The sequence below is a fragment of the Mesorhizobium sp. Z1-4 genome (assembly GCF_004000235.1).
Classification (GTDB): domain Bacteria; phylum Pseudomonadota; class Alphaproteobacteria; order Rhizobiales; family Rhizobiaceae; genus RCIO01.
Genome location: NZ_RCIO01000003.1, coordinates 591,044 through 604,685, shown reverse-complemented (window position 1 = coordinate 604,685; position 13,642 = coordinate 591,044). Strand labels below are relative to the sequence as shown.

Below are 13,642 nucleotides of genomic sequence, written 5' to 3'. Positions count from 1 at the left end.
CCCATCGAAATCTCTTGCTGTTAGTACCGGCTTCGACAACAGGCTGGGGAACAGACAGATGATCATCGGTAATTCGGTGGCCGCGGGCCCGCTGGGCAATCTGCGGCCAGGCAATTCGGCACCGCCTTCAAATGGCGGGGGCGATTCGTCGTCCGGTGCGGATAGCGCAAACAGCTCGCGCCCCGATGCGGGCGGCGGCGCTGCGCCTGCGACCCGGAGTGCGACGTCCAGCGGCCAGGGCGGCGGCTCTTACGCTGGCGGCAGTGGATACGATGGCCCGGCCAGAGCCGGCGGATACTCGGCATCTGTCACAGCCGAAAGCCGCCCGGCGGCAGGCATGGGCGATTATTCGCCGCCCTCCTCCAACATCGATGCTGATCGCGAAGCGGCGATGAAAATGCATGCTACCGCGCGCATCATGGCACAGGTTGCAACCATTCGGCAGGTGGACGATGTCAGCGCCTATGCGCTGTTCGACCGTCCCAGTGACGATACCGACGCTTACCGTCATGCGGCCGCGGCCTACTCGGAAAACTCGGAATAGCCTCCTTGGGGCCGCAACCTCGATAGTGCGGCCGCTCAGATGACCGTCATCGTCCAATCGACGATATCGCGCGCGGCAATGCCGAAAGCGCGATCCAGCGCGTCGACAAAAGCGTCGTTGCCGCTGCCTGACACAGGTGCATTCGCGGTGAACAGGCGCCCTGCCCGCACCACGCCGTTCCGGTCGTTGAGAACCTTGACGTAAAGGCTGACCTCTGCGCGGTCGTCGCCATAGAGCCGTATCTCGAACGACCTGATATCGACGATGATCTGATAGTCGATGGCAAGGCCTTCGCCGGGCTTGCCGACACCGCCAACCCTGCCGGAAAGTTGCAGAGTCTCGACCAGGCGCGCCTGGACGACGCGCGGCAGCCTGTCCGCCCACTGGGCCCCGGCCAGATATTCGATCGTGCCCGCGGCGGGTTTGATGACGATGTTCTCGCTGTCCAGCGATTTGAGCGCACTCGGCTCGGCAACCAGTATCTGACGGCGCGTCATCCGCCCGCCCGAGGCAGAAGGGAGCGCCGCACTCAATTCGAAAGTATCGAGCGGCTCCGAACTGCTACCGAGCAGCGCGCAGCCCGAAGCAAGGCTCACAATCGTGGCAGCAGCCAGAAAGCTCCGCAATGCACTCAATGGTTTCCTCGCCCCCGCCAAACGCCCATACTCCTGGCGCAATCCGGCTGATCGCCGGAATTACTTGACTTGCATATGTTTCTTGGTGCCGGACGCAGCCAAAGTCAACGCCGCGCGCGGCCGTCAAATTGCCGGACGGTGCCGTCGCCGCCGGTAATGATACGCTGCGGATTGCGGCTGAGTTCGCTGATTGCGCCTTCAATCCGTTGGATCGCGCGGCGTCCGTCCTGGATCAGTGCTTCGACATCACGCAGCCCCTGACCCGAGAAGCGCGCCAGCCCGTCGGTGATCGTGCCGATACGCGAGTTCAGCGTGTCGGCGACCTCGCGGAACGACTTCAACGTAGCGCTCGCATCGGCCACCAAAGTGCCGGTTTCGTCCGATCCCAGCAGCGTATCGATCTTCTGCAGCACGCCATCGACACGAACCGATGCCTGATTGAGCCGGCTCGCCAGCTCCTGCGCATCGGTGATGAACTGGTCGACATCCTCGGCCCTTGCTCCGATCCGCTCCGTCACCTTGGCCACGTCGTTGACGGCGTTGTTCACGGTGGTGCTGGCCTGCTCGAAATTGGTGAGCGCCGTACGCACTGTTGCAGGATCGACACCATCGAGAACTTTGTTGGCTTTGTCGATCATACCGGCGGCATCCGAAGCAAACACCTCGATCGAAGCCACTGCCTGCTCGACCCCTTTCACCACCTTGTCGATCTCGCCGGTGGCCTGGCGGATACTCTTTGTCGATTCATCGACATTCTCGACGATCGATGCCACCCGGTCGCGATCGACTGCGCCAATCAGCTCCTCGGCGGCTGCCAGCGTGCTCGACAGCTGATCGGACACGCCTCCGATCGTATCGGACAGTTTGCTGACATTGGCCAGGAATGCCTCGACACCTTCGGAATTCGCCGCAAGTGCGTCGCTGAAGTCGCGCACATTCTCGACGGTTTCGATAAGCGGTTCGCGAGCTTCGCCTACAAACTCTTCGAGCTGCCCGACAACGCTGTCGGCGCGCTCAAGGATCGACTGCGCCGATTGCAGCAGATTGGTCACGGCCGAGGGGTCAGCCGTAATCTGTGCCATTTCGCCCTTGTCTTCCGCTTCCTGAAGGATGTTGGGCTCGTCGACCCTGCCGCCGGCCAGTTCGATATTGGCCTGCCCGGTCAGGCCCGCCAGGCCGATATCGGCCTTGGTCGAACGGGTGATCGGCGTCAGCCGGTCAACCTCGGCATCTGCAATCGCAACGGCCGGATTGTTGATGTCGATGTAAACACGGCGCACATCACCGACCTTGACGCCGTTGAACAACACCGCGCTGCCACGTCCGAGACCCGATGCGGACCCGGGGATGCGAACACGCAGCTGGACAGTATCGCCGCGCTCGATGCCGCCGGCTGTCCAGTAAACGAAGCCGAATGCGGCCAATATGGCCACGAGAGTGAAAAAGCCGACCGCAATATAGTTGGCACGGGTTTCCATGCAGCTTGCCCTTAGCCTCGTTTCTGTGCCGTCGTATCGATCTGTCGCGCACGCTTGCCGCGAAAATATGACCGCACCCACGGGTCGTCACTTGCGAGCATGTCCTCGATCGTTCCCGCCACCAGAACCCGCTTCTGTCCAAGTACCGCGATTCGGTCGCAAACGGAGAACAGGCTGTCGAGATCGTGCGTGACCATGTAGACGGTCAGCCCCATCGTGTCGCGCAGCTTGCCGACCAGCTCGTCGAACTCGGCAGCACCTATCGGGTCGAGGCCGGATGTCGGCTCGTCGAGGAACACGACATCCGGGTCGAGTGCCAGCGCGCGCGCCAGGGCGGCCCGCTTAATCATACCGCCGGAGAGCTGATAAGGCATCTTGCCCGCAGCATCGCGTGGCAGGCCGACCAGCTCGATCTTCAGCATTGCGAGCTCGTCCATGAGCTTGCGCGGAAGATCCAGATACTCCCGCATCGGTACCTGGATATTCTCCAATACGCTCAGCGAGGAAAACAGCGCACCATGCTGGAACAGCACCCCCATACGCATGTCCATCGCCAGCCGGGCATCTTCTGACGCCCCGTCAACGTCGACACCGAAGATTTCGATACTGCCGGACCGCTTTTTCACGAGGCCGAGAACGGCCCTCAGCAAGACGGATTTACCGGCGCCCGAAGCGCCGACGAAGCCGAGGATTTCGCCGCGGTGAACGTCGAGCGAAAGGTTCTCCAGCACCAGCTTGCTGCCGAAGCCAACGGTAACGTCGCGAGCCGAGATCAGAACCTCGTGCTGCTGGAAGCCGGTGCCGTTCGATCTTGCCTGAACAGTCGAATTCGTCGTCATGCCCGGGCCGATCAGAAGTCGATCGCTGCGTAGAAGATGGCAAAAAAGCCATCGACGACGATCACGACAAAAATGGCTTTGACGACGGAGGCGGTGACATGGCGTCCCAGCGATTCGGCGCTGCCTTCCACCTTCATGCCCTCCACCGACGCAATGATGCCAATGATCAATGCCATGAACGGAGCCTTGATCAGACCGGCAAACACGGTCGTCAGGTCGATACCCGACTGCAGCCGGTCGATAAACGCATATGGCGTGATCCCGGAGTAATACTGCGCGATCAGCATGGCGCCTGCGAGCGCGGCGAAATTGGCGATAATTGTCAGGCAGGGTATGGCGACGATCAGCGCCACCAGCCTGGGAAACACAAGAACGCCGATCGGATTGAGCCCGATCACCGTCAGCGCATCGACCTCTTCGCGCATCTTCATGGAGCCGATTTCAGCGGTTATCGCGCTGCCCGAACGGCCGGCAATCATGATCGCCGTCATCAGCACACCGAGCTCACGCAGGACCAGAATACCGACGAGATCGACAACGAATATTTCGGCGCCGAAGAAACGCAGCTGAAACGCGCCCTGTTGGGCGATGATAGCGCCCACGATAAAGGACATGAGGATGATCACCGGCACCGCACGGATGCCCATACGGTCGATGTGAGTAGCCACTGCCGCCGGGTTGACCGCATGCCTGCGGCCGAGCTTCATTTGCGCCCCGCGAATGGTGGCGCCGAGAATATTCAGGCTCGCAAACATGTCGTCGCGCAGGCCGTAGACCGCGCGTCCGATCGTCTCCGCGAAATCGTAAGGCGACCAGCCCCGAGGCTGCTCAACCGACGAATTGTCACGCTCAGACGCATCGCCGATCGCCTGGAGAAGCACCCTCGCATCCTCACCGACGCCATCGAGATCAACCTTCACGCGGCCCGCCTGCGCATTTGCCAGCCGGTGAACGAGCCACGCACCCGCGGTATCGATCCGTTCGATCCCCGAAAGGTCGATGCGCATCGTTGCGGTCGCCTCGTTCTCCAGCGCGCGCAGATCGTCGTCGACCGTTCCGACAGTGGCGGTCGTCCATGCCCCCGAAAGGCGCACGTCGACTGCGCCTCCGGCCCTGCTGACATCCACTGTGGGCGGGCTAAGATCGGGCAACACCGTACTTGCGCCGTTTTGTCCGTTGTTGAACATGGGCTGTTCTCTTAGAGCAAGCGCGAACACTTGAAAACGAATTACAAGGCACTCTGATGGCACGAGATCTGTCTGTCGATGTCGACAGCTTTCCGATCCGGGGAAGTTTTACGATCTCGCGTGGCGCGAAAACGAGCGCCGAAGTCGTGTGCTGCACGATTCGCGACACCGGCGCGAGCGGACGCGGCGAATGTGTGCCTTATCGGCGATATGGCGAGACGCTGGAGAGTGTCGCCGACCAGATCGCGGACATGCGCAGCGATATCGCAAACGCCATCGGCCGCAAGGAACTCTTGAGTTCAATGCCGCCAGGTGCAGCGCGCAACGCGATCGACTGTGCCTTGTGGGACCTGGAAGCCAAACTCGCCAACCGCCCCGCGTATCATGAAGCCTGCAAGATGCCGCCGCGTCCCGTGACCACGGCCTATACTATTTCGCTTGGCGATCCGGACGCGATGGCCGTGCAAGCGCGGGCGCATGCCGACAAGCCGCTTCTTAAGGTCAAGGTGGGCGCTGAGGACGACATTGCACGTATCCGTGCCGTTGCCGGATCCGCACCGCACAGCAGGATCATACTCGACGCGAACGAAGCATGGACCGAAGCCACCATCCACGACAACCTTCTCGCGGCGGCCGAATACCACATCGACCTCGTCGAACAGCCGTTGCCCGCCGGCAACGATGAACTGTTGCGCAACATCCCCCACCCGGTACCCATATGCGCAGACGAAAGCGTGCATACCGCCGATGACCTGGACCGTCTGGCCGGCCTCTACGACGCCGTCAATATCAAGCTCGACAAGTCCGGCGGGCTGACGGCGGCGCTCGAACTGCGCGATCGTGCCCATGAAATGGGCTTCAGTGTCATGGTCGGATGTATGGTCGGCACGTCGCTTGCCATGGCGCCGGCCGTGCTGCTGGCCCAGGAGGCAGACTATGTCGACCTCGACGGGCCGCTGCTGCTGGCCCGCGATCGCACGCCCGGATTGACCTATGCGGGCTCACTCGTCTCACCGCCGCACCGAAGCCTTTGGGGCTGACCGCGGGCGTCGGCTCAGGCCGCCTCATACTCCTCGATTGACGTGCCGACCGGCACCATGCGGTTTTCGCCGGTAGCGGCTTGTTCAGCGCCGGTAATGCGCCGCCAGTGGAGAATTTCCATCCTGCCGTCGTCATGCTCGGCAACAGCGGTGCAGCTTTCGACCCAGTCGCCGGTGTTGATGTAGTGTATGCCGTCGATCGTCTCCATCGTAGCATGATGGATATGCCCGCAGATGACGCCATCGACGTCGCTGCGCCGCGCCTCGTCGGCAACGAGGTTCTGGAATGCGCTGATGAAATTGACCGCGTTCTTCACCCGCACCTTCGCCCAGGACGAGAACGACCAGTAGGGCATGCCCAACAGACGCCGTGCCCTTGCGACAATGCGATTGACGACGATCGAGGCGTCATAGGCGAAGTCGCCCAGATAGGCGAGCCAGCGCACCGAATGCACGATGGAATCGAACTGGTCGCCGTGAATGATCAGATAACGTTTGCCATCCGCTGCTTCGTGCACAGCTCGATCCATGACCACCACGCCGCCGAAATGCACCCCCTGAAAACCGCGCAGAAATTCATCGTGGTTGCCGGCAACATAGTTGATCGTCGTGCCCTTGCGGGCCTGCCGAAGCAGCTTCTGAACCACGTCGTTGTGCTTTTGCGGCCAGTGCCAGGAGCGTTTCAGGCGCCAGCCGTCGACGATATCGCCGACCAGGTAGATCGTCTCGGCCTCGTTATGGCGCAGAAAATCGATGAGGTAGTCCGCTTTTGCCGGCTTCGAGCCGAGATGCACGTCGGAAATGAACAATGTTCTGAAGCGGCGCGGCTTGTCTGCGCTCATATTGCGGCCCCGTTGCTAGCGGTCGGCGCCTCTATGCGTCGATTCATGCAACAGGCTTATGACGGCTGTTGTCATCGAGAACGCCGCCGCGCTAGAGCAAAGGGGTACTAGGGAGGAACTCCATTGGATTACGGCATCAAGGGTCGGAAGGCGATCGTCTGCGCTTCCAGCCGCGGACTTGGGCGCGGCTGCGCGCTGGCACTGGCTGAGGCAGGTTGCGACATGGTGATCAATGGGCGCGACGCGGCCAGGCTTGCAGAAACGGCGGCCGAGATTCGCGACCGGTTTGGCGTCCGCGTCACGGAAGTGGCTGCCGATGTGGGAACTGTAGAGGGTCAGCGCGCTCTGCTGGAAGCAGCGCCGCAGCCCGACATTCTGGTCAACAACAACGCAGGGCCGCCCTTGCGCGACTTCCGCGACCTCAGCCGGCAATCGATGATCGATGGCGTCGTGAACAACATGGTGACGCCGATCGAGCTGATCCAGGCGGTGATAGACGGCATGGCTGAGCGGGGCTTCGGGCGTATCGTCAACATTACTTCGCTGTCTGTCTATATGCCGATCACCGGCCTCGACCTTTCCTCCGGCGCACGCGCCGGCCTGACAGCGTTTCTGGCCGGCGTTGCACGGCCGGTCGCACACCGCAACGTGACGATCAACAGCATCCTGCCCGGCAAGTTCGACACCGACCGGATACGCGCCAACATCGAGCATGGCGCCAAAAAGGCCGGCGTATCGGTCGAGGAGCGCAGAAAGCAGCAAATCGCCGAAATTCCCGCAAAGCGTTTCGGTACGGCCGAAGAATTCGGCCAGGCTTGCGCGTTTTTGTGTTCCGCGTACGCGGGTTACATCACCGGTCAGAATCTGAGGCTGGACGGCGGTCTGTTTCCGGCGGCATTCTGACACAACCGCCACAGCGGACAACAAGACCCGAAAGGCATTGCCGCATGAGCGCGAAGAACAAGACAACGCAGCACAGCTCCGATCTGGACGAGGCCGCGCTCTTTTTCCATCGTCACCCCGTGCCCGGCAAACTGGCCATTCACGCGACGAAGCCGCTTGGCAACCAGCGCGACCTGGCGCTGGCTTATTCGCCCGGCGTCGCAGCGCCCTGCCTGGCCATCGAAGCCAATCCGCAGGCGGCCGCCGACTATACCGCGCGCGGCAACCTCGTCGCTGTGATTTCCAACGGCTCGGCCGTTCTTGGCCTCGGCAATATCGGTCCCCTCGCCTCCAAGCCGGTGATGGAAGGCAAGGCGGTTCTGTTCAAGAAGTTCTCCGGCATCGACGTGTTCGACATCGAGATCGACGCGCCGACCGTTGAGCGCATGGTCGAAACCGTTGCCGCGCTCGAGCCGACCTTCGGCGGCATCAACCTGGAGGATATCAAGGCGCCGGAGTGTTTCGAGGTCGAGGAGCAGCTCAAGGCGCGCATGGCAATCCCGGTATTCCATGACGACCAGCACGGCACCGCGATCATCGTCGCGGCCTGCGTGATCAACGCGCTGGAACTCGCCGGCAAGGACATTGCGGCGGTAAAGATCGTTACTTCCGGAGCGGGCGCGGCGGCACTTGCCTGCATCAACCTCCTGGTGTCGCTGGGCGCCAAGCCAGACAACATCTGGCTCACCGACCGTCACGGCGTAGTGTGGCGCGGGCGCAAGGAGGAGATGGACCGCTGGAAGGAGCCCTACCTCAAGGATACGAAGGCCCGTTCGCTTGCCGATGTGATCGGCGGCGCAGACGTGTTTCTCGGACTTTCGGCAGCCGGCGTTCTGAAACCCGAATTGCTTAAGGAGATGGCGGAAAAACCGCTTGTGCTGGCGCTTGCCAATCCGACGCCGGAGATCATGCCTGCCCTCGCACGCGAGGCGCGCCCGGACGCGATGATCTGCACAGGCAGGTCCGATTTTCCTAATCAAGTCAATAACGTATTGTGCTTTCCTTACATATTTCGCGGGGCATTGGACGTCGGCGCGTCGGCAATCAACGAAGAAATGAAAATGGCGGCGGTACATGCGATCGCGTCGCTGGCACGCGAGGAGCCGTCCGATGTCGCTGCACGCGCATATTCGGGTGAAACTCCGATCTTCGGGCCCGATTTCCTGATCCCGTCACCGTTCGATCCCCGCCTTATCCTGCGCATTGCGCCGGCAGTGGCCAAGGCTGCCTGCGAAACGGGCGTTGCCGCGCGCCCGATCGCCGACATGGACGCCTATGTCGACCGGCTGACGCGTTTCGTTTTCCGTTCCGGCCTGGTGATGAAGCCGGTCTTTTCCGCCGCCAGGCAGGCCGGCGGAAAGCGCGTGGTATATGCCGACGGCGAGGATGAACGCGTGCTGCGCGCGGCCCAGGTGGTGATTGAGGAAGGTATTGCAAACCCGATCCTCATCGGCCGCCCGAATGTCGTGGAGACCCGCCTCAAGCGCTACGGCCTCAAGATCAGGGCCGGCACCGATTTCGAGCTCGTCAATCCCGAAGACGATCCGCGCTACCGTGACTATGTCGACCTGTTGGTCGACCTGACCGGCCGCCGCGGCATTACCCCGGAAGCCGCGCGTACGCTGGTGCGCACCAACAGCACGGTGATTGCCGCGCTGGCCCTCGTGCGCGGCGAAGCGGATGCCATGATATGCGGCCTGGAAGGACGTTTCGAGCGCCATCTGCGCAATGTCGACGTGATCGTCGGCCGGCGCAGCGACGCGACAGACCTTTCCGCCCTTTCGATGCTGATCTCGGACCGCGGCGCAACCTTCCTGACCGACACCTATGTAACGGTCGATCCGACGGCCGAGGAAATCGCCGAGATGACCATTCTCGCCGCCGAAGAGATCCGTCGCTTCGGTCTCGAACCCAAGGCGGCGCTGCTGTCACACTCCAATTTCGGGTCCCGCGATTCGGCATCCGCGCTGAAGATGCGCCGCGCCGCTGGGCTGATCCAGGAACTGGCGCCGCAACTGCAGGCAGATGGCGAGATGCATGGCGATTCCGCCCTGTCCATCGAGTTGCGCAATCGCGTCTACCCGCATTCCGCCCTCGACGGGGAAGCCAATCTGCTGGTTTTTCCAAACCTTGATGCGGCCAACATCACGCTGACAACGATCAAGACCATGACCGAGGCGCTTCACGTCGGCCCCATCCTGCTCGGAACGCGACTGCCGGCGCATATTCTGACACCGTCGGTCACCTCGCGCGGCGTCGTCAACATGACGGCGCTGGCTGTCGTCGAAGCCGCTCAGCGCGCTGCCGCGCACCAGGGTCAATGAAAGGTTAACCCGCCTGCGATACTCAAATGCTTGCGGTCATGCGCTCGTCGAGCGCGATTCGACCATGAGCGACAGGCGATATGCGGCGGTTTGCGAATTTCATCAGGCTGATTGCGGTGGTGGGCATCATCCTCCCCTTCGCCGCATTTCAGGCGTCCGCCAGTTCGGCGGAATGCCGCGACCTTGAGGCACGCCTGGCATCGGTCTCGCACGGCGGAGACAGAACCAAGCTGCGCCGCTATGAACGGGCGGTCATCTCTCAGAAACAACAGCTTGAGCGCGCCCGGAACCGGCAGGCAAACAATGGCTGCTCATCGTTCCTGGCATCCATCAAGTCGCATTGCGGCGAAATCCGCGCAACGGTCGCCAAGATGGAGCGCAACCTGCTCCAGCTGGAACGAACAAAAAACCAGCTTGCGGGCGGCAACGCGCCGAACGAGAAAGCGCGCATCCGGTCCGAAATGGCGCGCAAGCGTTGCGGCGTAACCGAAGCCGCCAACAACTCCGGCCAGCCCGCTACGTTATTTACGCGGCTCTTCGGTACTCGCGGCCAGGGCGCACGCGAAGAGACGCCGGATGAGCAAGAGAACGTGCGGAGCAGCGCCTCGTCCGGCCCGGGGTATCGCCGCGGCAACCATCGTACTTTGTGCGTGCGCACTTGCGACGGCTATTTCTTCCCGATTGCTTATGCTTCCTCGCCGCAGAATTTCGACAACGACACCAAGGCCTGCATGGCGATGTGTCCGGGAACCGAGGTCGAGCTCTATTCGCACACGGTGCCAGACGAAGAGACCGATGCCATGGTATCCACCGTCACCGGCAAACCCTACACCGACCTTGCGACCGCGTTCCGCTACCGCGACCCGGACTACCAGCGGCCCAAGACGTGCGGCTGCAATCAGCCGAAAGCGTTCAGCATCATCGCCGGCGAAGCGCCGGATGCGGATGTCACAGACACGGTAACGGAAGAGAGCCAGGTATTCCTTCCAGAGCCGCAGTGGCGCCCCGACCCGGCAGAGGATCCCGAGACCCGTGCGAACCGCGAAGGCGGACTGACGGCCTCGGCCGTGGCAAAGCTGCTGGCTCCGCATATCTCCGTAAACGAGGTGGTAGCGACCGCTGCCAGCGATGCGGAAGCGGAGGAGAAACGCATCAGGGTCGTCGGGCCAGCGTTCCTTCCCGACCCAGAAGCGGCAATAGATCTGCGAGCTCCGGGCCGGACGGAACTCCGGTAAGCGCAAGCCTGAGCGGCGCGAACAGCGCTTTGCCCTTGCGCCCCGTCCGTACCTTCACAAGGTCGGTCCATTCCTTCCAGGTGGTACCGTCCCACGGTTCGGGCGGAAGAAGGTCGAACGCGTCACGCACGAATTGACGATCATCGTCACCGAGCTCCGCCGGCCGCGCGGGCCCGGACGTGACGATGCCCCACCATTCGGCGGCATCGTTCATCTTTTCGATATTGCCGCGAATGGCGAGCCAGAACGGCTCCGCGCGAGCGTCTGAGATACCGAGCGCAACAAGCCGGGCCTGAGCTTCGCCGAATGGCCTGTCGCGCAGCAAGGCGCGATTGAGCACTATGAGCTCCGCAGGGTCGAACTTTGCCGCGCTGCGCGAGCTGCGCCCGATATCGAAGCCACTCGCGAGCCCGGCCATATCCGCAACGGCAGTCACCGCTTCCGACGTGCCGATCAGCGTGGCAAGAGAGGCAATAGCCATCGGCTCAAGCCCCTCCTCGCGCAGGCTTTTGATCGACAGCGCGCCGGTACGCTTCGAAAGCCCCGCACCCGACGCCGTGGTCAACAGATTGTGGTGGCCGAATGCCGGAGGCTTCGCGCCAAGCGCCTCGAACAGGGCGATCTGTGCACCTGTATTGGTGATGTGATCGTCACCCCGGATGACATGGGTAACGCCGAGATCGATATCGTCCACGACGGAGGGCAGCGTGTAGAGATAGCTACAGTCTTCACGGATCAGTACAGGGTCGGACAACGAGGCAAGATCGACGGTTTCTTCACCCCGCACGATATCGTTCCAGCGAGCCTCGGTTCGATGCGTGGAAAACGGATCGTTCTCGAAATTGGGAAGAAGGAACCGCCAGTGTGGCTTGCGCCCCTGTGCCTCCAGTTCGGCCTTCTCAGCCTCCGTCAGCTTAAGGGCCTCGCGCCCGTAAACCGGCGGAAGCCGCCGCTGCAGCCTAATGCGCCGCCGCCGCTCCAGCTCCTCCGCCGTCTCGTAGCAGGCATATAGAAGCCCTGATTTTCTCAGACGTTCTGCGGCGGCGTCATAAGCGCCGAAGCGTTCCGATTGCCGTTCGACCGCATCGGGCGTTATGCCGAGCCATGCGAGATCGGTCTCGATCTGGTCAGCATATTCGCGCTTTGAGCGCCCGATATCCGTATCGTCGAAGCGCAGGATAAAACGGCCGCCCTGCTGCTTGGCAAAAAGCCAGTTGAACAGCGCCGTGCGCGAATTGCCGATGTGGATGAAGCCCGTCGGAGACGGCGCAAAGCGTACTGTAGTCGTCATGGCTGCGGGGTAGCCGAAGCCCGGGATGCTTGCAAGCTGCGCGCGGTGAGGCCGCGCGAGACGAAATACATCAGCACCGAGGCGCAGAAACAGTAGATCCCCATCGCGCCGATCTGAAGCGGATAAGGCACACCGAGGTCGATCAGGAACCCGGTGATGCCCGGTCCCATCGCAGTGGCGAACACCATGATGGCCACCGTCACAGCGCGGATCGCACCAAGATATCTGGTGCCATAGACCTCGGGCCACAACGCGCCGAACAGCGTCGACGAAACACCGTAGGAGAGACCCATGAAGCCCATAAACGCAAATGCGCTCCATTGCGCCTCCACCGCACTCAGGATCAGGCACGCAATGCCCAGCGGGATCAGAAAAGCCGGCAACAGCCTGACGGCCGAATAGCGGTCGACGAGGCCGCCGGCAATCAGCGCGGAGATGACTGTCAAAGTGGAAGACAGCATGAAAGTGGTGGCGAACACCTCGATCGACCAGCCCCGCAACTCCACCAGGTAAACCTGATGGAAGAAAACGGTGGTGCCGATGAACCCCGGTGCCATAACTCCGAGCAGGATGAGGTAGAAGTACGGGTCACGCAGCGCTTCGCCGCGTGTCCAATCTCGAACCGCCGGCAGCTGACCGCCCTCCTCACTGGAGCGCGGCGCACGTTCAACGGCTACCAGCGACGAAATCAGCGGCAGGGCAATCACGATCAGCGAAGCTGCGACCAGTAGCCAGCTGTTGCGCCAGCCGATGGCAATGGCGGCGAAAACGAACAGCGTCGGGAACAGCGCCTCACCGGCATTGACCCCGATCGCGGTCACCGACAGCGCCTTGCCGCGCTGCGCGGCAAACCAGCGGCCGACCGCGGTGAAGGCATTCTGCGACATCATCCCCTGGCCGAACAGGCGCAGGAGGTAGATCGTGATCACAAGCAGCAAGATGTGCTGTGAAAGCGCCATCATCACGCAGGCCAACGCCAGTACCGGCACGATGATCAGTGTCACGGTGTGGGCAGACCAGCGGTCTACGATCTGCCCGAATTTCGGCAAGGTCAGCGCGCTCGCAAGCGTCGCCAGCATGTAGAGCATACCCCACTGGCCATGGCTCAAGCCGTATTCGGCGCGGATATCGCCAGCCGAAAGCGCAATAAAGAACGTCTGCCCGTAGGATGAAAAGAACGTGAGCAGGAACCCGCCCGCGATCCATCGGGCGTTGTCACGCAGGAAAGTAAGAAACGACATTCTTGAAGTGCTCGCACCTAAAGCCGAGCACTGAACCAGCCCGT

At 62.1% G+C, this 13,642-nt stretch carries 12 protein-coding genes; 5 read left to right on the top strand and 7 right to left on the bottom strand.

Annotation, left to right across the window (positions count from 1 at the left end; all coding sequences use genetic code 11):
• Positions 1-58: 58 nt before the first annotated feature.
• Positions 59-544: a hypothetical protein gene (locus tag EP165_RS14345; protein ID WP_127523478.1), complete on the top strand. Its 486-nt coding sequence runs from the start codon at positions 59-61 to the stop codon at positions 542-544.
• Between the two features lie 35 nt (positions 545-579).
• On the opposite strand, the gene EP165_RS14340 is transcribed toward EP165_RS14345, so the two are convergent.
• The 4 genes from EP165_RS14340 to EP165_RS14325 form a co-directional block, all read right to left on the bottom strand.
• Positions 580-1,170, bottom strand: coding sequence for an ABC-type transport auxiliary lipoprotein family protein (locus EP165_RS14340; RefSeq protein WP_127523557.1), 591 nt, complete (start codon positions 1,168-1,170; stop codon positions 580-582).
• 113 nt (positions 1,171-1,283) lie between these two features.
• The gene (locus EP165_RS14335) at positions 1,284-2,657 is read right to left on the bottom strand and encodes an MlaD family protein (protein WP_127523477.1); all 1,374 of its coding nucleotides are present in this window, start codon (positions 2,655-2,657) and stop codon (positions 1,284-1,286) included.
• A gap of 11 nt (positions 2,658-2,668) precedes the next feature.
• Entirely contained in the window at positions 2,669-3,496 is an 828-nt protein-coding gene (locus tag EP165_RS14330; RefSeq protein ID WP_127523476.1) for an ABC transporter ATP-binding protein, read from the bottom strand.
• A gap of 11 nt (positions 3,497-3,507) precedes the next feature.
• Positions 3,508-4,683, bottom strand: coding sequence for an ABC transporter permease (locus EP165_RS14325; RefSeq protein WP_127523475.1), 1,176 nt, complete (start codon positions 4,681-4,683; stop codon positions 3,508-3,510).
• A 56-nt stretch (positions 4,684-4,739) separates the two neighbouring features.
• Here EP165_RS14325 and dgcA point away from each other — a divergent pair, with 56 nt between their 5' ends.
• Positions 4,740-5,723 (top strand): N-acetyl-D-Glu racemase DgcA, encoded by a 984-nt coding sequence (gene dgcA / locus EP165_RS14320; RefSeq protein ID WP_127523474.1) that lies wholly within the window; start codon positions 4,740-4,742, stop codon positions 5,721-5,723.
• A gap of 14 nt (positions 5,724-5,737) precedes the next feature.
• On the opposite strand, the gene EP165_RS14315 is transcribed toward dgcA, so the two are convergent.
• Positions 5,738-6,565: a UDP-2,3-diacylglucosamine diphosphatase gene (locus EP165_RS14315; RefSeq protein WP_206075912.1), complete on the bottom strand. Its 828-nt coding sequence runs from the start codon at positions 6,563-6,565 to the stop codon at positions 5,738-5,740.
• 123 nt (positions 6,566-6,688) lie between these two features.
• Here EP165_RS14315 and EP165_RS14310 point away from each other — a divergent pair, with 123 nt between their 5' ends.
• From EP165_RS14310 to EP165_RS14300, 3 genes are all read left to right on the top strand, one after another.
• On the top strand, positions 6,689-7,468 hold the full coding sequence (locus EP165_RS14310) for an SDR family oxidoreductase (RefSeq protein WP_127523473.1): 780 nt from the start codon (positions 6,689-6,691) through the stop codon (positions 7,466-7,468).
• 44 nt (positions 7,469-7,512) lie between these two features.
• Complete coding sequence (locus tag EP165_RS14305; protein WP_127523472.1) at positions 7,513-9,831, top strand: NADP-dependent malic enzyme; 2,319 nt, start codon at positions 7,513-7,515, stop codon at positions 9,829-9,831.
• An 80-nt stretch (positions 9,832-9,911) separates the two neighbouring features.
• On the top strand, positions 9,912-11,066 hold the full coding sequence (locus tag EP165_RS14300; RefSeq protein WP_127523471.1) for a DUF2865 domain-containing protein: 1,155 nt from the start codon (positions 9,912-9,914) through the stop codon (positions 11,064-11,066).
• Here the strand turns inward: EP165_RS14300 and gltX are convergent.
• Together gltX and EP165_RS14290 are read right to left on the bottom strand one after the other, a co-directional pair.
• Positions 10,984-12,357: a glutamate--tRNA ligase gene (gene gltX, locus EP165_RS14295; RefSeq protein ID WP_127523470.1), complete on the bottom strand. Its 1,374-nt coding sequence runs from the start codon at positions 12,355-12,357 to the stop codon at positions 10,984-10,986. The two genes, EP165_RS14300 and gltX, sit on opposite strands and share 83 nt — an antisense overlap.
• Complete coding sequence (locus EP165_RS14290) at positions 12,354-13,598, bottom strand: MFS transporter (RefSeq protein ID WP_127523469.1); 1,245 nt, start codon at positions 13,596-13,598, stop codon at positions 12,354-12,356. The genes gltX and EP165_RS14290 overlap by 4 nt, the downstream gene beginning before the upstream one ends.
• Positions 13,599-13,642: the final 44 nt, after the last annotated feature.